This is a genomic window from Oceanicaulis sp. (genome assembly GCF_965249665.1).
In the GTDB taxonomy this organism is placed as follows: Bacteria; Pseudomonadota; Alphaproteobacteria; order Caulobacterales; family Maricaulaceae; genus Oceanicaulis.
The window spans coordinates 683,731-703,754 of sequence record NZ_OZ252247.1 but is presented as its reverse complement, the minus strand read 5'-3'; the positions used below and the strand labels follow the sequence as shown (position 1 = coordinate 703,754).

Annotated in this window: 13 protein-coding genes; 8 read left to right on the top strand and 5 right to left on the bottom strand. The window is 61.4% G+C overall.

Annotation, left to right across the window (positions count from 1 at the left end; all coding sequences use genetic code 11):
• The first annotated feature begins 2 nt into the window (after positions 1–2).
• The 3 genes from ACP154_RS03395 to ACP154_RS03385 are packed head-to-tail and all read left to right on the top strand — an operon-like array spanning position 3 to position 4,202.
• Entirely contained in the window at positions 3–881 is an 879-nt protein-coding gene (locus ACP154_RS03395) for a 3-keto-5-aminohexanoate cleavage protein (RefSeq protein WP_107711670.1), read from the top strand.
• Between the two features lie 23 nt (positions 882–904).
• Entirely contained in the window at positions 905–2,734 is a 1,830-nt protein-coding gene (locus ACP154_RS03390) for an AMP-dependent synthetase/ligase (RefSeq protein ID WP_421856795.1), read from the top strand.
• Positions 2,715–4,202 (top strand): flavin-containing monooxygenase, encoded by a 1,488-nt coding sequence (locus ACP154_RS03385; protein ID WP_421856798.1) that lies wholly within the window; start codon positions 2,715–2,717, stop codon positions 4,200–4,202. The genes ACP154_RS03390 and ACP154_RS03385 overlap by 20 nt, the downstream gene beginning before the upstream one ends.
• A gap of 2 nt (positions 4,203–4,204) precedes the next feature.
• Here the strand turns inward: ACP154_RS03385 and ACP154_RS03380 are convergent, their stop codons facing one another.
• Positions 4,205–5,134 (bottom strand): alpha/beta hydrolase, encoded by a 930-nt coding sequence (locus tag ACP154_RS03380; protein WP_421856801.1) that lies wholly within the window; start codon positions 5,132–5,134, stop codon positions 4,205–4,207.
• 153 nt (positions 5,135–5,287) lie between these two features.
• Between ACP154_RS03380 and ACP154_RS03375 the strand changes: the two genes are divergently transcribed.
• Positions 5,288–6,400: a pentapeptide repeat-containing protein gene (locus tag ACP154_RS03375; protein WP_421856804.1), complete on the top strand. Its 1,113-nt coding sequence runs from the start codon at positions 5,288–5,290 to the stop codon at positions 6,398–6,400.
• Here ACP154_RS03375 and ACP154_RS03370 read toward each other — a convergent pair.
• A complete protein-coding gene (locus tag ACP154_RS03370; protein WP_421856806.1) occupies positions 6,397–7,332 on the bottom strand; it encodes an alpha/beta fold hydrolase in 936 nt (311 codons plus the stop codon). The genes ACP154_RS03375 and ACP154_RS03370 overlap by 4 nt on opposite strands.
• 70 nt (positions 7,333–7,402) lie before the next feature.
• On the opposite strand from ACP154_RS03370, the gene glpK reads away from it, so the two are divergent.
• The 4 genes from glpK to ACP154_RS03350 all read left to right on the top strand — a co-directional run bounded on the left by glpK (position 7,403) and on the right by ACP154_RS03350 (position 13,874).
• Positions 7,403–8,884, top strand: a complete 1,482-nt coding sequence (gene glpK / locus ACP154_RS03365) for a glycerol kinase GlpK (protein ID WP_421856809.1) — start codon at positions 7,403–7,405, stop codon at positions 8,882–8,884.
• 98 nt (positions 8,885–8,982) lie between these two features.
• Positions 8,983–10,326, top strand: a complete 1,344-nt coding sequence (hemN, locus tag ACP154_RS03360) for an oxygen-independent coproporphyrinogen III oxidase (protein WP_421856812.1) — start codon at positions 8,983–8,985, stop codon at positions 10,324–10,326.
• Positions 10,327–10,451: 125 nt separating this feature from the next.
• Positions 10,452–12,293 (top strand): threonine--tRNA ligase, encoded by a 1,842-nt coding sequence (gene thrS, locus ACP154_RS03355; protein WP_421856815.1) that lies wholly within the window; start codon positions 10,452–10,454, stop codon positions 12,291–12,293.
• 120 nt (positions 12,294–12,413) lie between these two features.
• Positions 12,414–13,874 carry a S41 family peptidase gene (locus ACP154_RS03350; protein ID WP_421856817.1) on the top strand — a complete coding sequence of 487 codons (1,461 nt, stop codon included), beginning with the start codon at positions 12,414–12,416 and terminating at the stop codon, positions 13,872–13,874.
• On the opposite strand, the gene ACP154_RS03345 is transcribed toward ACP154_RS03350, so the two are convergent.
• The 3 genes from ACP154_RS03345 to ACP154_RS03335 form a co-directional block, all read right to left on the bottom strand.
• Positions 13,864–17,154, bottom strand: coding sequence for an efflux RND transporter permease subunit (locus ACP154_RS03345; protein ID WP_421856820.1), 3,291 nt, complete (start codon positions 17,152–17,154; stop codon positions 13,864–13,866). The two genes, ACP154_RS03350 and ACP154_RS03345, sit on opposite strands and share 11 nt — an antisense overlap.
• Positions 17,151–18,311, bottom strand: coding sequence for an efflux RND transporter periplasmic adaptor subunit (locus ACP154_RS03340; RefSeq protein ID WP_421856823.1), 1,161 nt, complete (start codon positions 18,309–18,311; stop codon positions 17,151–17,153). Before ACP154_RS03340 ends, ACP154_RS03345 begins: the two co-directional genes overlap by 4 nt.
• 164 nt (positions 18,312–18,475) lie before the next feature.
• A complete protein-coding gene (locus ACP154_RS03335) occupies positions 18,476–19,783 on the bottom strand; it encodes a hypothetical protein (RefSeq protein ID WP_421856826.1) in 1,308 nt (435 codons plus the stop codon).
• Positions 19,784–20,024 lie beyond the last annotated feature (241 nt).

Here is a 20,024-nt window from a genome sequence, read left to right as displayed (position 1 = left end):
CGATGGATAAGGCCGTTCTGACCTGCGCGCTTAACGGCGTGCTGACCAATCCGAAAACTCATCCCGTACCGGTCACCCCTGAGCAGATGGCCGCCAGCGCGCGCGAAGCCTATGACGCCGGCGCCAGCGTGATGCATGTCCATTACCGCATGCAGGATGATGATCATGGTCATTTCCCCAGCTGGGACCCCGAAGTGGCCGCCAGCTTGGTGGACGCGATCCGAGATGCTTGCCCGGGTGTGATCATCAATTCGACCACAGGCATTGTCGGCCCGGACGTGTCCGGCCCTATGGCGTGCGTCAAGCGGGTGAAGCCGGAAATCGCGGCGTGTAACGCGGGCTCGCTCAACTATCTCAAGCTCAAGCGTGACGGATCCTGGGCCTGGCCGCCAATGATGTTCGACAACCCGGTCGAGAAGGTCCAGGCCATGCTGGACGCCATGGCGGAAGTGGGCGCGCACCCGGAATTTGAGTGCTTTGATGTCGGCATTGTGCGCTGCGTGAACATGTATATCGAAAACGGCATGGCGCCGTCGGCCCATTATAATTTCGTGATGGGCGTGGCCTCGGGCATGCCAGTGGATGCGCGGCTTCTCAAATTGCTGCTCGATTACAAGCGTGAGGGCGATCCCTGGCAGACCACCTTGATCGGCCGTCAGGAGATCTGGCCGGTTCACCAGGCGACCGCCGATTTAGGCGGTATGCTTCGAACCGGACTTGAGGATACCTTTTATCTGCCTGATGGCGAACGCGCCACGGGTAATGGAGCCTTGATCGAGGCTCTGGCGCAATGCGCCCGGAACGCCGGGCGTGAGGTCGCGTCGCCTTCTGAGGCGCGCGAAATTATGGGCCTGAATGCGGCGGAGACCGCTCATGCCTGACATGTTCTTTAGGGAGGAGACGCATGGAGGCGCGCGCGAGTGAGCTGCCCCGTATAGGGGCGGACAATTGGTATCCGTCCACCCCGGCCCGATTGCTGGAGAAAGCGGAAACGCGTGGCTCGGATCCCGCCTATGCCGTGCGGCAGGGCGAGGGCTGGGCCTATACGTCGTGGTCGGACTACGCCGATCAGGTTCAGACTGCCGCTCGTGCGCTGGTCGCGTTGGGTCTGGGCGAGGACGAGACCGTCGCGATTTTGGGCTATAACCGCCCTGAATGGACGATCATGGCGATCGCTTCGATGATGGCGGGCGGTCGGCCGGCGGGGGTGTACTGGACCAGCGCCCCGCCCGAAATCGCCTATATCCTGCAACACTCCCAGGCGCCCGTGCTGTTGGTGGAGACCGCTGAGCATGTGGAGCAGGCGCTGGCGCTGAAAGCGGAGTGTCCGGCCCTTGAGCACATCATCGTCATGGATGGCGTGGCGGGGGATCACGCGGACGTTCTGAGCTGGGCGCAATTCATGGCGCTGGGCGTGGAAGATCATCACGACGCGGTCAGCGCCCGCATGGCGGCGATCCATGAAAGTCGCATCGGCTCACTGATCTATACCTCCGGCACCACAGGCCCGCCCAAGGCTGTGATGCTCAGCCATGGCAATATTTCCTGGAGCGCCGCCAAGCTCAGCGAGATGTTCAAAGCCCAGCCCGGCGACCGAACCCTCTCTTATCTGCCAATCGCTCACGTGGCCGAGCAGCAATCAAGCGTCCATAACCATGTGATGAGCGGGGCGACCATGCATTTCGCCCAGTCCATGGAGACGCTTGCCGATGATCTCAAGGCCTGCCGCCCGAACGTGTTTTTCGGGGTGCCGCGGGTCTGGGAGAAGATGTCGGAGACCATCCGCGCGCGCCTGTCAGAGGCGTCTGGCGTCAAGGCGTCGCTCGCGAAATGGGCGATGGACGTGAACCGCCAATGGCATGAAGCCGTGCTGGATGGCCGCTCGCCCTCGCCGCTCGTCTCGATGCAGAAACCGCTCGCGAATGCACTGGTCATCAAGAAGGTCCAGGCGGCTCTGGGCCTTGAAGACTCCCGGTTGCTGATTTCCGGCGCAGCCCCGATCAGCCCCGAAGTCCTGCGCTTTTTCACCGGGCTCGATCTGTTGATTTGTGAGGGGTATGGCCAGTCTGAAACCAGCGCCCCCACCGCGTTCAGCATGCCCGGCTCAGTCCGGATCGGATCGGTCGGCAAGATGATTGACGGCATGGAGGCGCGGGTTTCCGAAGAAGGCGAGCTTCAAGTGCGCGGGCCGAACGTCTTTGCGGGCTATATGAACAATAACGAGGCCACCGAGAACACCTTCACCCGGGACGGCTGGATGAAAACCGGCGATGTGGTGCGCATTGACGAAGACGGCTTTGTCTTCATCACGGGCCGGATCAAGGACATCATCATCACGTCTGGCGGCAAGAACATTACGCCCGCCAATCTCGAGACCGATCTGATGAATGCGCCTTTGGTAGAGCATGCGGTGGTGGTCGGGGATGCACGCCCCTATCTCAGCGCCTTGCTGACCCTGAGCGAAGACGCCTTGGCGGATTTTGCCGCCAAACAGGGGTTGAGCGTCGAGGAGGCGCGTCAGAGCGAGGCGCTTCAGGCGCACTTGCAAGCCGCGGTCGATGAGATGAATGAGCGCTATGCTCGCGTTGAAAATATCCGCAAATTCCGGGTGCTCGACGCGCCGCTGAGCGTTGAGACTGGGGAGCTGACGCCGACCTTGAAAGTCCGGCGCAATGTGGTGACCGCCCGCAATCAGGCGCTGGTGGACGAGATGTATGCCGAAGCGCATGACTGAAGCGGGCTCGCCAGAGCGCACTGACGTTCTCATCATCGGGGCCGGCATGTCCGGCCTCGCCATGGGCCGCCAGCTCAAGCACGCAGGGGTGACGGACTTCCTTATTGCTGAACGCGCTGACGGGCCGGGCGGGGTATGGCGCGCCAACGCCTATCCGGGCGCGGCGTGCGACGTACCCAGCCATCTGTACTCATATTCGTTCTATCCCAATCCGGACTGGAGTCGGAAATTCGCGCCCCAGGCCGAGATCAAGGCCTATTTCGAACGCGCCAGCGCAGCGTTCGGGTTAGAACCGCACATTCATTACGGCAAAAGCGTCCGTGCACTGTCTTATGAAGAAACAGACGGTGTCTGGCGCGTCGAGTTTGAGAATGGCGACACGCTGATTGCGCGCGCTGTCATCAGCGCCGTGGGGCAATTGTCAGAGCCGTTTTCACCTGCGTTCGAAGGCCGCGATCAGTTCCAGGGCCAGATCGTTCATACGGCCCAGTGGACGCCGGACATCGACATGACAGGCAAACGCGTGGTGATGATCGGCAGCGCTGCGAGCGCCATTCAGGTGCTGCCGCACGCGGCGAAGGCGGCGTCCGAGCTTGCGGTGTTCCAGCGCACGCCGAACTGGGTCATCCCCAAGCCGGACCGGGCTTTTACGACCCTGGAGAAAGGGCTGTTTCGCCATCTGCCCGGATATCATTGGCTCTACCGCATGGGCAGCTTTGCACTGCATGAGCTGCGCTGGCCGGCCTTCCGGTCTGGCGGTTTGGCGGCGGCCTATACGCGCCATCGCCTGACACGCCGTATCAAGGCTCAGGTCGAGGACGCGGCAATGCTGGCGCAGGTGCTGCCTGATTATGCGCCGGGGTGTAAGCGCATCCTGCTTTCGAATGATTTTTTTGAAACCCTGAACCAGCCCCATGTGCGCCTTCTGACTGATGCGGTGCAGCGTTTCACATCCAAGGGTGTGATGACGGCGGGCGGCGAGGCCATCGACGCGGACCTGGTGATCCTGGCGACCGGGTTCAAGGCGACCGAGTTCCTTCCCAATCTGGATGTCAGAGGGCGAGGTGGACAGAGCCTGAAAGCGGTTTGGGGCGATAGCCCCAGGGCCTATAAAGGCGTCGCCCTGTCGGGTTTCCCGAACCTCTTCACCCTGTACGGGCCAAACACCAATCTGGGGCACAATTCGATCATCTTCATGATTGAACGCCAGACAGAGTTCGTCCGTCGACAGATTATGCGGCTTTTGAATGCCGATGCGAGAAGCATTGAAGTGAAAGCCCTGGCGCAAGCCGCGTTCAACGCGAGTCTTCAAAAACGTCTGGACCAGACCGTCTGGGCGGGCGAATGCCCGTCCTGGTACAAGAGCCCGGACGGGATTATTGTCAACAACTGGGCGGGCCCCGCTAGCCGCTATGCGCTGGCTTTGGCGGGGCGGGACTCAGACGCGTTCACGCTCGAAGCGTCCTAGTCCTAGTCCGAAGACGTAGCCAGGATCGGCTCCGCCCACTGAGTCAGGCGCTCCAGCGCCATATCCGCCTCCGGCAGGAGCGGGGCGAACAGTGGGAAGTCATGCCAGAGCGCGTCCCAGATCTCGCATTGCACCGGCACGCCCGCCTGTTCGAGTTTCTCTGCGAAGCGTATGGAGTCATCGCGCAGGATTTCCGCGTCCCCGGTCTGTATGAAGACAGGCGGAAAGCCCTTCAGATCCGCGAAGAGCGGTGAGGCTTCCGGCGTGTCTGCAGGCGTTGTGTCCAGATAGAGCGCAGCGCCAGTCGCAAGCCAGTCCGGTTTGAGCATTGGATCAGATTTGGCGCGGGTGCGCGTACTCTCGCCGCTGGCGGTCAGATCCGTCCAGGGTGAAATCAGATAGACGCCTTGTGGCAAGGGCCGGCCATGCTCTCGCTGTCGCAGTATGCTGGCCAGCGCCAAGCCGCCGCCCGCGCTGTCGCCTGCGATCAGGACAGGGCCGTCGCTATGGGACATCGCCCAGTTGAGCGCTGAGCACCCATCTTCAACGGCGCAGGGAAAGACATGCTCAGGAGCCAAGCGATAATCGACGGAGACCGCTTTTATCTTCAGGGCTTTCGCGAGACGGGTCACCAGGGGGCGGTGGCTTTTGGGCGATCCCAGGCAGTATCCGCCGCCATGCAGGAACAGCAATAATCCGGGCCGATGATCATCGGGTGTGAAGCTCAGCGCGTTCACTCCGGCGAGTGTCGTGCTCTCGATCTTGACGTCATCGGGCGTTGGTAAACGGTCCGCACCCGCATCCATGCGCTTTCGGGCGATTTGCCTGGGGTTGTCAGGCGACATCACTGTCTTGCCCGCTGTGCGCGCCATGTGCCGCGCCAGAAGGCGTCGGATGCTGACAGCGCTCTGTTTGGGAACCCGTTCGATCACGCTTCTCTCCATCAATGTCCTGACAAATAGCCTTCCCGTATTTCTTCGCTCTGACAAGCACTTCGTGGGCATTACGCGGACACTCAATCAGGCGTGGAACGGAGCATTAAGCTCAACTGGCGAGACTGGCAGGAGATTTTGGGAGAGACTTGAATGCCACTGGACCTGTCGGTCATTTCGGCTCATGAAGCGTTCATTGCTGGCCGTGCTGGCGGCTGTCGCGCGTTCTTCCGATTTCAGGATCTGGCTGGCAGCAACTTGATGAAGCGCAAACTCAACGGCATTGAGTTTATTGGCTGTGATCTGTCGAAATCCAATTTCGCTCTAACCTCTTTGGTAACAGCCTCCTTTTATTGTTCGAGCCTGCGTCGCGCTGATCTGAGAGGCGCAGACCTGTCGCGAGCAGACTTGCGCGGAGCGATCTTGCGCGGCGCGGATCTGTACCGCGCCAATCTGGACGGTGCGGACTTTCGCAAGGCGGTGTTGTACAAGGACGAGCGCGACGCTGAGTTTAAGCAAAATGACTGGGTCATCGATGCCGAAGGCGATGGCCGGGATGGTGCTGTGGATTTCCGCGATTGCACGCTCAGAGGTGCGCGACTGAGTGCAGCCAAGCTCAAAGGCGCCGACTTTTCGGGCGCCATGCTGGACGGCGCCAAACTCAATCAGGCCGATTTGCGCGACGCCAATTTTGAAGGCGCAGTGCTGACGGGCGCCGATCTGGACGGTACGCGTCTTGAAGGCGCGAACATGGAAAGGGTCGTTCGCGATCCGGCGGCTGAAGCGATGGCTCGCGCTGAAGAGCTTCAAAAACGGCGCGAGCAGAGCGATTTGTACACTCGCTCACGCGGCGAACAGGGGCAGCGCGCGAATTTCGAAGGCGAAGACTTGCGCGTTCTGGGGCAGGCTTTTCGCCAAAAAGGGTTGATCGGCGCCAATCTGCGCGGCGTCTGCGGCGTGGGCATCGACTTTTCGGGCGCTTCGCTGATCGGCGCCGTCTTTACAGGCTCTGACCTGCGCGGCGCCAATTTCACGGGCGCCAATCTGAAGGGCGTGAACTTCAAGGACTGCAATCTCAATCACGCCATCTTCAAATCTGCCGATTTACGCGCGTTCACCGGCAATACCGGTCGCGCCTTTCTGCCGACTTTTGACGGCGCGTCCACGCATGCAGCGCGCTTTGAAGGCGCCATGATGGATCGTGAAGCGCTTGGATTGACGCCGTCCGAAGACCTTGCGGTGGAGATAGAAGCCAAAGCCTCCTAGCCTTGTTGGCGGGCTACGCGCTCCGCCCAGTCGGCAAAGTCTGATTGCGCCATCTCATATCCGATATCATTGAGCGTCTCGTGCCGCGCTTGCGGATCGCGTCGCATGGTCACGTCTGAAAAGCGCGCATTGTAAAGACGCGAGGCGAGCACTTTCGCCGCCTGGCCCTTGTCGGTCGCGGGGTCTTCGCCGCCCGCCGCCAGATGGATGGCGAGATCGGTGCGCATGGCGCGCAAACGGTTCTCGCTTTCCCCCAGTTCCGTGCCTTCAATCAGGTCGCGCCACAGCGAGATCGAGGCCGGCCACCCGCACTCGGGATCATTGATGTAAGCGTCCACTTCTTCAGGAATACGCGATAGCCAGTCAAACTCAGTGCGACGGTTTTTGACCTGCTTGCCCCAGGCCTTGAAGGTCAGACCCTCCAGCCAGGTGGATGCTGATTGGGGTTTCTTGAACAGGCTTTCGATGTTGAGCACAGCGCGCATCAGGCCCGCCCGCCCGCCAATCGCCAGATTGGAGTTCCAGACCGCAAGCCCTGAAATCTCGCCCTTGCGCTCCATGGCGTGGTTCATGGCCACGACGCCGCCCATGGAGTGACCGAAGACGATATGGGGCAGGCCGGGGAAGCGCGCCTTGAGATGGTCTTCCACCGCCAGAGCGTCCTCAACCACCTTGCTCCAGCCCTTGGGCGCACCGAACACGCCCCGCGGCGCGTCCTCGGCCGTGGTCTGTCCGTGCCCGCGATGGTCATGGGCGGCCACATGAAAGCCGCGACTGGCCAGATAGGCGGCGAAGCGGGCGTACCGCGCGGAATGTTCGGCCAGGCCATGATGGATCTGGATGACACCCAGCGGTTGGCCATCGGCCTCTTGTACATGCAGGCGCAGGCTTGCGCCGCTTGGGCTTTCAAAAGTTTCCGCGACAAACGCCATGAGGGCATTCTCCATCCGGTCAGAACAGCTTAGCTTGATCACTACCATAGACCGCCCGGAGCGTTTCACCATGTCCCGTCCTGCATTGCTGGCTCTTGACCAGGGCACGACCTCGTCACGCGCATTGGTCTTTGACGAGACCGGGCGCGTGATCGCCACAGCCCAGGAAGAGTTCGCCCAAGGTTATCCCCAGCCGGGCTGGGTCGAGCATGATCCCGAGGTGATCTGGGCGACAGTGCTTTCAACGGCCCGCAAAGCCATGAGCGCAGCAGAATCCCAAGGCTGGATGGTCCAGGCGATCGGCGTCACCAATCAGCGTGAGACGACTTTGGTCTGGGATCGTGAGACGGGTCAGCCCATTCATAACGCGATTGTCTGGCAGGACCGGCGCACGGCCAGAACCTGCGCTAACTTGCGCGCCGAAGGCGCCGAAGCGCTGGTGCGGGAGCGGGCGGGGCTGGTGCTTGATCCCTACTTCTCCGCGTCAAAGCTCGCCTATATTCTCGATATCGTTTCCGGGGCCCGGGAGAAAGCGGAGGCGGGCAAGCTGGCCTTCGGCACGGTGGACAGTTTTCTGATCTGGCGGCTCACGGGCGGCCGGGTCCACATCACAGACGCCACGAACGCCAGCCGCACCAGCCTTTATGCGCTGGAGGCCGCGGACTGGGATGAGGCGCTGCTGCGCCTGTTCAATGTCCCGCGGGCGGTTCTGCCGGACGTCGTGGACAGTGCGGGCCGGTATGGCGAGACCGACCGCTCCATTCTGGGCCGGGCGATACCCATTTGCGCCGCAGCCGGGGATCAGCAAGCGGCGGCGCTGGGGCAGGCCTGCCTGCACCCCGGCGAGGTGAAGTCGACTTATGGCACGGGCGCGTTCTTGTTGGTGAATACAGGCGACAGGCCTGTCCGGTCTGAAAACCGTTTGCTGGCGACCACGGCCTGGCGGTTGAACGGGAAATCCTCCTTTGCCCTGGAAGGCTCGATCCTGTCCGCAGGCGCGACGGTGCAATGGCTGCGCGATGGTCTCGGGATGATCGCGCGCTCGTCTGAAATCGAGGCGCTGGCGCAAAGCGCTGACCCTGAATGCGGTGTCTATCTGGTGCCTGCCTTTTCAGGCCTTGGCGCGCCGCATTGGGACCCTGATGCGCGCGGCGTGTTGTGCGGGCTCAGCCGCGGGGCGGGCCGCGCCGAGATCGCGCGCGCGGCGCTGGATTCCACCGTGTATCAGACCCAGGATCTTCTGACGGCTGTGGCCAGCGACGGGGTGGACGTCCGTACACTGAAAGTCGATGGCGGCATGGCCGTCAATGACGCGCTGATGCAGCGTCTGGCCGATATTTGCGCCGTGGAGACCGTGCGCCCGGTCAACGCCGAGGCCACCGCCTGGGGCGCAGCCTTCCTGGCGGGGCTGGGGATCGGGATGTTCTCGGACCTGTCAGAAGCCGCAACGCTCTGGCAGGCGGAACGGGCGTTCGCGCCGCAGTTGGAGGACGCCCCGCGTCAGCGCCAGATGGCGGGCTGGCATGATGCGGTGCGCCGCACGCTCAGCTAGGCCCTGCGACCGGTCGCCGCGTGCGACGTCGGGTCCACTGCTCTGTCCGGGGCTCGCACGCTAAAGCGGGGCTCTCTTGCACAGAAGTGGAGCCCGTCATGGCGTCCCGGATCAACACCTTGCTGCGTTATGGCCAATACCGCAGCCCGCGCTACACCAGCTATCCCACTGCGCCGCATTTTCATTCGGGCGTCGATGCGGCGGTTTATGGCGACTGGCTGGACACGCTGGATCGCGGCAAGCCGATCTCGCTCTATGTCCATGTTCCGTATTGCAAATCCCTGTGCTGGTATTGTGGCTGTAACACCCGGGCGACCACCTCAGAAGGTCCGATTGAGGCCTATCTGACAATCCTGTTGCAAGAGTTGACCCTGGTCGCGGACCGTTTGCCGGGCCGGATGCGGGTGTCGCACCTGGCGCTGGGCGGTGGCACGCCGGCGATCCTGACCCCTGCGCAGATGGACCGCCTGATGAGCGCGATCCGGGACCGGTTTGATTTTGCGGATGACGCAGAGCTCGCCATCGAGATCGACCCGCGTCACTTCACCCGCGATGACGCGCAAGGTCTGGCGCGCAACGGATTTACGCGCGCCTCGACAGGCGTGCAGAGCTTTGATCCGGCGGTGCAGCGCGCGATCAACCGCATCCAGCCCTATGAAGTGGTGGAAGCGGCGTTCACCCGGTTGCGCGAGGCGGGGGTGATGAAGATCAATGCTGATCTTCTCTATGGCTTGCCGCTTCAGACCGATGACAGCGCCCGCGCCAGTGCAGAGGCGGCCGCGGCGTTGAACCCCGATCGTCTGGCGGTGTTCGGCTACGCTCATGTGCCGCACATGAAATCTCATCAACGCCTGATCAAGGACGAGGATTTACCCGACGCCAAGGCGCGTTTGAAACAGGCGGACGTCATGGAGGCGGCGCTGACGGCGTGCGGCTATTCGTTGATCGGTATTGATCATTATGCCCGCCCTGATGATCCGATGACGCGGGCGCTTGAAACCGGAACCCTGCGCCGGAACTTTCAGGGCTACACCACGGACAAGGCCGACACCCTGATCGCGCTGGGCGCGTCCGCCATCGGTCAGACGCCGCAGGGTTACATGCAGAACAAGGCTGATGTCCGCAGCTGGATGCTGGATGTGCAGGCCGGGCGTCTGCCCGTCGGCAAAGGCGTCGTGGTCAACCGGGAAGACGCGATGCGCGCCGCGATCATCGAACAGGTGATGACCTATCTCAGCGTTGATCCGGAAGCGGTGGCGGCTTGTTATGGCCTGCCGGCCCCTCAAGCGGACCTTGAGGATCTGACCCGATCAGGCGTGGTGATGATCGAGAGCGGCCTTATCATCGTCAACCCGGTCTATCGCCCGCTGGCCCGGCTCGTGGCGGCGGCGTTTGACGGATATCTCGCCTCAAGCGAAGCCCGGCATTCGGTTTCGGTCTAGAGATTTGAAGGCGTGCGGCGCAGCACGCTTTATGGACAGGCCCGAAGTGAGGAATTAAACGGAGATGAGCGTAATGTTCTTACGTTCATCCCAACCTCTTATTTGTCATAGAAGCCTGAAAAATCATGTCGCAGGATAACTTCCCGGTAGAGACGCGCCGTCACTCCGCAGCCCATCTGATGGCTGCGGCGATCAAGGACCTCTGGCCGAACGCCAAGTTTGGCGTGGGTCCGGCGACAGCCACAGGGTTTTATTATGACATCCAGCTCGAAGAGCCGCTGACGGTCGAGGACCTTCCGAAGATCGAGAAGCGCATGAAAGAGCTGCGCAAGAAAAAGAAAAAGTTCTATTGCGAAGCGCACGGCATCGACGAGGCCATCGACTACATGGCCAAGGAAGGCCAGGACTTCAAAGTCGAGCTTCTCAAACTTCTGCGCGACAAGGGCTCGACCGCTATCGCCAAAGAGACGGGGGACGAATCCGTCGCGGGCGAGGGCCTGGACGAGATCACCTTTTATCGCACCGGCGATTTCGTTGATCTGTGCCGCGGCCCGCATGTGGAGCATTCGGGTCAGGTGGGTGAGTTCAAGCTGCGTTCGATCGCCGGCGCCTATTGGCGCGGCGATGCGAACAACGCCCAGCTGCAGCGTATCCATGCTCTGGCTTACGAGACAAAGGACGAGCTCGAAGCCGAAGTCACCCGTCTGGAAGAACAGGCCAAGCGTGATCACCGCAAGATCGGCAAGGAGTTGGGCCTGTTCACCCTGGTGGAAGAGGTGGGCGCCGGCCTGCCCATGTGGCTGCCTGCGGGCAATGTGATCCGGGACGAGCTGGAAAAGCTTGCGCGCATCACCGAGCACCGCGCCGGCTATCGCCGCGTCTCCACCCCGCACATCACCAAGGGCGAGCTTTATCATCGCTCGGGACATTTGCCGTTTTATGCGGAAGACATGTATGCGCCCATCATGATTGATGAGCAGGAATACTATCTGCGCCCGATGAACTGCCCGCACCACCACATGATCTATGCGCATGACCAATGGTCTTATCGTGACCTGCCGGTACGCCTGTCTGAATACGGCCAGGTCTATCGCTATGAGGCTTCAGGCGGTCTGTCGGGCCTGATGCGTGTGCGTGGTTTCTGTCAGAACGATGCGCATATCTATTGCCGTCCCGACCAGGCCAAGGACGAGTTCCTGGACGTGATGCATATGCACGCGGATTATTACCGCCTGTTCGGCATTGACGATTTCTGGATGCGCCTGTCCCTGCCGGATATGGAAAACCTCGACAAATATGTCGATGACGCCGAGGGCTGGAAGACGGCGCTGGATATCCTCAAGCAGGCGATGGACGAGTCCGGTTATCCGTATAAGGAAGTCGAGGGCGAGGCGGCCTTCTACGGCCCGAAGGTGGACTTCATGGTGAAGTCGGTGGTCGGCACCGAATACGCCATCTCCACAAACCAGCTCGACTTCATGGCGACCAAACGCTTTGAGCTGGAATACACCGCGGCTGATGGCGATAAGAAGCCGGTTTATGTGATCCACCGCGCGCCGCTGGGCAGTCATGAGCGCTTCACCGCCTTCTTGATTGAGCACTATGCGGGCAAGTTCCCGACCTGGTTGAGCCCGACCCAGGCGGTGGTGATCCCGATTGCGGATCGTCATGAAGAGTATGCCCAGGCTGTCAAAGACAAACTCTTCCTCTCTGATGTGGACTCGGTGAACACGGGCGTTCGCGTTGAAACGGATTTCGCCTCCGAGCGCATGCAGAAGAAAATCCGAAACGCCCAGAACCGTCAGATCCCCTACATGCTTGTGGTCGGCGATGCGGAAGCGGAAAACGGCGAAGTGGCCGTGCGTCACCGCGATCATGGCGATCTGGGCACAATGAAGGTCGAAGACCTGATCGCACGCATCGCCAAGGAGCAATCGGGCCGCGCGGATTTGCCCAAGCCTGAATAGGGCTGTTGTCCTGAGACGTTAGAACCCCGCCTCGCGAGAGGCGGGGTTTTTTGTAATGATCTTATGCCTTATGGCTGCCGTATAATCAGGACTTAGAAAATTTCATGATTGTAGGTCGCGATGCTCCTCTCACTTGCCGTTTTGACACTGGCTGTCACTCAAGCTGAGCCGCCCAATATCCAGTTCGACCCTGAAGAGGTCCGCGAAGACCTGGCCCTGGCGCGTGACGCTTTGGAGCGCCTGCATCCTGGATATGATCGCTATACTGAACGCGCCGAGCTGGACGCACATTGGGCGGCCATGGCGCAGGCTGCCGAAGACGGGGCGGATTTAGCAGAGTTGTATCTGGGGCTCTCAGCGCTCTTGGCCGATATCCGCTGTGATCACACCAAGGCGGAATTGCCTGATCTTGTTGAGCAGTCATGGGAAACAGAGCCTGTCTATTTGCCGTTCCGCATGCGTCTGTTTGAGGAGCGCATGTATGTGGAGCATGTGGCGGAGGGGTCGGCTCTCACACGCGGCGATGAAGTGCTTCGCATTGACGGCGACCCGGTCTCAGAGCGCCTTCAGGCCGCGCGCCGATACATGCCCGTGGATGGCTACACCGATCATGTGCGCGACGCACAACTTGAGAGCTCCGGTGAATTTCTCGGCTCGGGCTTCGATCATTTCGAGGCTTTGCTTGCGCCGGATGATGATCAGGTCGTGCTTGAAATTCAACGTCCTGGTGAGCCTGAGATCCGCACCATAATGCTGTCCCGTATTGGCTATGCCGACTTTCGCGCGCTGAGCGGGGAAACACGCTGGCGTAATTTCTCAGATCCCGATGCGGTCAGCGTCACACGACCGGCCGACGGCGTGGCGGTGCTGAGCGTGGAAACGTTCGTGAATTATCGCACGCCGATCAGCCCCGATTCGGTCTTCCAGCCGATCTTTGCCGAGCTGAACGCGGATGGGGTTGAAACCCTGATCGTTGACGTGCGCCGCAATGGCGGCGGATCGACCGAGGTGATGCAGAGCCTGCTCTCTTATCTTAGCTCGGACACGCCCATACAGCATACCAGCGAGATTTGGGTGACGACGATCGATTTTGAGGGGGTGCGCGATCATATCCAGACTTGGGATCCGAACGCCCTGTCACCCAATCCGGACTGGTATCCTGAACGTCCTGACGGACGTCGGGACGTCAGCGCGCGCGCGAACAATCAGACCGTTCCCTTTACCCGAGCCGCAGATGCCTTTGAGGGTGAGATCATTATCCTGACCAGTCAGCGCAATGCCTCCGGGGTCACGCTGATGTACGGGGTGCTGGCTGAACAATCCCATGTCACCTTGGTCGGTGAGCGTACAGGCGGCAGTCAGGAAGGACCGACGGCCGGGATCATTTGGTTCTTGAATCTACCCAATAGCGGCATTGTGGTGCGTGTTCCCTGGCTTTACCAGCGCAGCGCCATGCGGGATCCAGAGTTCGGGCAGGGGTTTACCCCTGACGTACTGGCTCCGGAAACCTATGACAGTTGGCTTGAGGGGCGAGACCCTGCTTTTGAAGCCGCCTTGGAGCTCGCCCGCTCTAGGCGGTAACCCGGCGCCGTCGCCAGATCCGCCAGCCGATCAACCCGCCAATCGCAGCCAGGACGATCAACCCGATCAATCCGGCGATGTTGATCAGGACCAACCCCGCTATCAACGCGGCGATCCCCGCCAGGCTTTTGAGGGGCGCGCCGCGCAGATCGTCGATGATCAGCACCAGTGCGGGCAACAGCATCAGAATGGAGATCGAGGCGAAGACGAGGCCCGCGCCCAGCGACACCGCCATGGGCACCAGGAACTGGGCTTGCGGGCTTTGCTCGGCGATGATCGGCAGCAAGCCCAGTGCGGTTGTCAGCGTGGTGACCAGGACCGGGCGAAAGCGGCGACCGGCGGCCTCGGCGATCGCGTCCACCGATGACAAGCCACGTTCAGACTGGTTGAGATTATAGCGGTCGATCAACACGATCGAGGCGTTCACCACCACGCCCGACAGCGCCACCATGCCGAAAATGGATGGGAAAGACAGCGAATATCCGAGAAAGAAATGCCCCAGGATCGCGCCGCCTATACCAAACGGAATAGCGATCAGGATGATGATGGGCTGCACATAGCTGCGCAGCTGGGTGGCGAGCAGGGCGTACATGATCACGATGGCGATCAGCAGGCCTTGGCCCAGGCTTGCGAAATCCTCGGCCTGTTCGCGCCCGGCGCCCGCCAGGGTCCAGCGCAGCTCGGGATATTGCTCCACCAGTTGCGGCAATATGGTGGTTTCAACCTGCGCCCGCGCTTCTCCGGGGGTGAGGCGCGCTTCGTCCACATCGGCGGTCACTTCAACGATGCGGCGTCCGTCAATGCGCTCGATCCGGGTATAGCTGCGGCTTTCGGTGATCGTGGCGGCGACGCTGAGCGGCAGGCTTTGTCCGTCGGCGGTGCGAATGCGCAGGTCGGTCAGGTCTGACAGGCCGACGCGCTCCTCCTCCGGATAGCGGACAAAGACCCGCAATTCGTCGGAGCCGCGCTGGATGCGCTGCACTTCTTCACCGAAGAACGCCTGGCGCACTTGCCGGGCCACATCGCGCGGGCTCAGACCCGCCGCCTCGCCCGCCGGGGTGAGGGTGAAGTTGAGCTGGCGTTTACCGATGTCGAGCCCATCCTCGATCTCTGAGACGCCGTCGAGCTGGGCGAGAGACTCCGCCAGCTGGCGCACGGCCGCTTCCAGAGACGGGGTGTCAGGGTGAGACAATTCATAGGCGATGTCTGAGTCTTGCGGACCAGCCGAAGAAATAATGGAGAGTTGCTCCACCCCCGCCAGTTGACCGGTGCGTTGGCGCCAGAGCGCTTCGAGCTCGGACGAGCTGGTGGTCCGATCCGCGGACGGGGTCAGCTGGATCTGTATCTGGGCGGCGTTGGACGCGATGGTCGTGGTCGAGCTGGAGCCCGGCCCGCCGAACAGGCTGGTGCGGCCGCCAATGGTCGCTTCGATGGACTTGAAGACCGGTTCGCCGTTCTCAGCGTATTCGCGCTGGATGCTTTCCGCGGCGGCGATCATATGCTCTGCGGCGTCACGCGTGGCTGTGAAGGGCGCTCCGTCGGGCAGGCTGATATCGGCGGTGATCTGTTCAGATTCAATCGCCGGGAAGAATACGAACCGGACAATCCCGGAGGTCGCCAGCGACATGACCAGAACCAGAATGGCGATGCCGGCGGCCGCCACCAGCCAGCGCATGCGCGCCGCGAAGCGCGCCCAGCGGCTGACGGTTCCATCAGCGAAGGCGGTGAGCAGCCGGGCCACCCGCGCCTGAATCCGCGCCAGCGGACCCCGCGACCAGTGTCCGCCATGAGCCAGGTGAGAGGGCAGGATCAAGAAAGCCTCGACCAGGGAGATCGCCAGAATTGAAATCACCACGATGGGTATGGGGCGTGTGATCTCTCCAAACGTGCCGCCTGAGAAGATCAGGGGTCCGAAGGCCGCCATGGTGGTCAGAACGCCGACCAGAACCGGCGCGGCGACGCCCGTCACGCCTGCGATTGCTGCGTCTTCGTTAGAGCGGCCTTTCTGGCGTTCTCGGTCGGTGTTCTCGCCCACCACGATGGCGTCATCCACCACGATCCCCAGCACGACGATCAGGCCGAACGTGGTGATGAAATTCATCGTGACCCCGGCGATGCCAAACAGGGCGAATCCGCCCAGGAACGAGATCGGAACGCCCATGGACACCCAGAAGGCCAGGCGCAGATCGAGAACCAGCACGAGAAGCAGGAACACCAGTGTGAAGCCGATGATGGCGTTCCGCGCCAGGAGTGAAATCCGGTCCCGAAAGACTTGGGACTGATCAACCACCAGCTCCATCTGCACGCCGGGCGGCAGGTCCAAGGTGTCCGCGAACGCCATGGCGGTGTTGCGTACGCCCAAAAGGTCTTCAGAGCCCTGGGTCTGGACATCAATGAAGACTGCGGGCTGACCGTTGAAGCGCGAGATCAGCGGATCTTCCTCAAACCCGTCATTGATTTCGGCGACATCCCCCAGACGGACCCGCGCCCCGGTTTCAGACGAGCGCAGAATGATGTTTTCAAACTCTGCGCCGGTCTCGCGCCGGGCGTTGGTGCGCAGAAGGATATCACCGGCCTGGGTTCGGATTTCACCCCCTGACAGGTCCACCGAAGCCGCGCGCACGGCGTTCGCGACTTCCGAGAAGGTCAGTCCATACTGTCGCAAGGCGTCTTCGGACACAGAGATGGATATTTCCAACGCCCTGACGCCGCGCAGTCGCACGGTGGAGATCCCGTCTTCGGCCAGCATGTCACGTTCGATGCGCGAGCCGGTCTCCCGCAAGGAGGCCTCATCGACAGCCCCGGTCAGCGCGAACGTAAGAATGGTGGTGACAGGCTGAGGGACGCGGATCTGGGGCTGCTCGGCGTCAGCAGGCGGAAAATCGGCGATGGCGGAAACAGCGGTTTCCACGTCATCTTTGACCACTTGGGCGTCGGCGAAGTCCTGGAGCTCGATGGTCACTGTGCCGCGGCCTTCAGAGGCGACCGAGCGGACCCGATCCACACCTTCCAGCCCGATCACGGCCTCTTCGATGCGGCGGGTGACAGAATCTTCCACATCCCCGGGTGTTGCGCCGGGATAGATCACCGCCACTTGCACATTGCGGGGTTGAAGGGTGGGAAACACCTCTGTCTGCAGAGTGAAGGCCGTAATGCCGCCGCCCAGAAGAAACAGGACCATCAAAAGGTTGGCCGCAACAGGGTTGCGGACGAACCAGGTGATCAAGCCTTTGGCTGGCCAGCTTGAATGCGCGGAAGGGGGCAGAACGGGCTCGGTCACAGAGCCGCCTCGTCACCGCTCAGAATGTTCGCGCGGCGCCCCAGAGCGTTTTCCGGGACGGGTGTGATGATCACGCCCTCTCCGAAATCGAAGGGGCGGAGGAAGACCTGATCGCCAACGCGATCCAGTACGATCACTTCAACTTCCGCGATGCGGCCCTCACGCACGATCCGGACCTGGTTTAGGCCTGCAAGCGCGGACGCGGGCGCCACGACGCTGTCATCCAGATCCGGGCCCGAGATCCGAACATCAACAAACTGCCCGGGTCGCAGGGCGTCCGCAGACGCCGGCTCGATGAACAGGTCGATGAAGCGGGTGCGCGCGTCCAGGCTGGCGCCCTCTCGAACGATCTCACCTTGAAGGGTCAAGGCGCTCTCTCCGACGGTCAGGTCGGCCTGACGCCCCACAGCCGGGGCCAGGCGCTGCAGATCAGATGGCGCGATCGGAGCGATGATTTCCAGGCGGGCTATGTCGTAGACCGAGCCATAACTCTGACCGGCGCTGACCAATTGCCCCGCTTCGACGCGGCTTTCAATCACGCGGCCGCGGAAGGGAAAGCTGATCTCGGTGCGTTCAAGATTGAGACGGGCTTGGGACAGGTCGGCTTGGGCGGAAGCGACACGCGCCCGCGCAGCGGACAGTTGCGGCTCGCGGGCGGCGAGGGGCGTGATCTCACGATTGGGATATTGACGACGCCATTCAGCGCGATTGATCTCAGCCTCGGCCTCCACTTGCTCGAGTGCGCTCTGCGCATCGGCGAGGCTGGCCTGTGCGCGAGACACCGCCACTTCGTAATCGCGGGGGTCGATGCGAAACAAGACCTCGTCCGGCTCGAAATGAGCGCCGGCGCGCACCGCCTCCGATACCTCAATGACGCGACCGCTGACTTGCGGCGTCAAGGTGACGTCAGATGGGGACGCGACGGATCCGGTGAGGGCGACTTCAACTTGATGTGCGGCGGGCGCGGGTCGGATGGTTTGTACGGGTGTCGCCGCGCGTTCAGGCGCCGCTTGGGGCTCGCGTCCGCCGCCTGACGATAACACCGCTGTCATCATCATAGCGATTACGATGATCGCAATGATCGCGGCAATCTGTATCCAGCCGACCCAGCCTGATTTGTCCGGCTCGACTTCGTCCTGTTTGGTCGAGGTCTGCATGCCCAACCAATCCCCTTAATCAATCCTGCCCACATCGGATTTAGCACGGACCTGTAAACCCGCCATCACTGAATGGTGATTTTTACAGTTCTGAGGAGAAGCTGCGTCAAAAAAGACCCCGCCGGAACGACGGGGTCTTTAAAATGAAAGTCTAGAGCGGTGCGTTAGCGCGTATCAGCATCGTCGTCAGATATCTGCGCCAGCTCAGACATCTCAGATGAGATCGGCTCGACCTGTGCGATGCCGAGCGCTTCCCTGATATCGGGCAGATTGCCTGTGGCCAGGAAGGGTAGTCCCAGAGCCATGGCTACTGAAATCACCAGGCCAATCAGCGCACGGATAATGTCAGTCGTCACGTCAAAGGCTGCGTCTTTCACGCCGCGCAGTTTCGCAACGATGGAAATGGCCAATTCGCGCCCCGCCAGCAGCCCCAGGAAGACCCAGGTCGTGCTCATGGGGATGTCGTTAATCTCTTTGAAATACATCAAGATGATGCCGAAAGAGAAATCAACAATAGTGGCTGCGCGCACATCCACGGTATTGGTTTTGGACAAAACGATCTTTTGAATCTCGCCGCCGCGGGCCGCGAAGATCAGGGCGTGCAGGCCCAGCATCAGCAAGGTCGCGAAGACCAGAAGCCCGAACGAGAAGGTGACGCTGACATCGCCGGACACCGGGTCCACAACGGTCTCGCGCGGCAGGTAGACAAAAATATTCGCCAGATCCTGCATCAGCCACTGCGACCACAAAAAGCCGGTCGACAGCCATTGCAGAACGAACCAGGTGTTGAAGCGATGGGTGACCAGAGCCAGGACGATGCTGCCGGCAAGCACAAACCCGGTCGCGATCCAGTTGGCGTTGGCGAGGTCGGGCAGGGTCGGCCCGCTCACCAGCAGGTAGACCAGAAGTGAAGTCAGCCCGGCGACCATGGGAATATGCCAGTTCGGGGTGCCGTGGTCTTCTACATCGGTCTTGAAAACCCAGGTCTCGAACATGCGCGAGATCAGCGCGAAGAGCAGCGCGCCCGCGGCGAAGGCGACCAGATAGCCCATCAAGGACTTGATCATCATGCTGCCCAGCACGCCTGCCGTGGCGGCGCCGCCGGTTAGGGTGAATATGGTCAGGACGAGGAAGGTGGTGGAGACCGGGATGCCGAACCGCGTCAGGATCAGCAGCACAAGCGGCGGCAGGATATGCCACCATTGAATGCCGGTTTCGGGATAAGGAATGCGGTTCAGGCGCCCAAAGGCGATATCGCCGTCTTGACCGAAATACCCGTAGAGCATCACCGCAACAATGATGGAGGCGGCGAACGCCCAGAGCACCAGCCAGGGACGTTTGGCGTTGGACGCCAGAAATGTACCGAGTGTCTGGATGACATCGTTCGCCACGATGGCGTAGGCGGCGAACATAAAGCCTATCAGCGCAAAGAGCGGGACCCCGAAGACGCCCAGCTGACCAAGATCCGCCATAAGATCATTTCCTAGTTGTTTGGCCCCTCACAGCGCCAAGACGCTGCTTTGCGCCACCCGATAGCAAGGGCGAGGCGATGCGGGAAGTCAAACCGTCCGCTCGAGCCGCCTTTTTCAAGATTCTGTCACATCCGGGCCTGTACGCGGTCCTGGAACAAGAAAATCTGTACCGTCTGGTCGGTTTGGGGTTGTAAAACCGTCCAGACGGTATAGATGCAGTGCAGCAATCATGTTCCAGCTT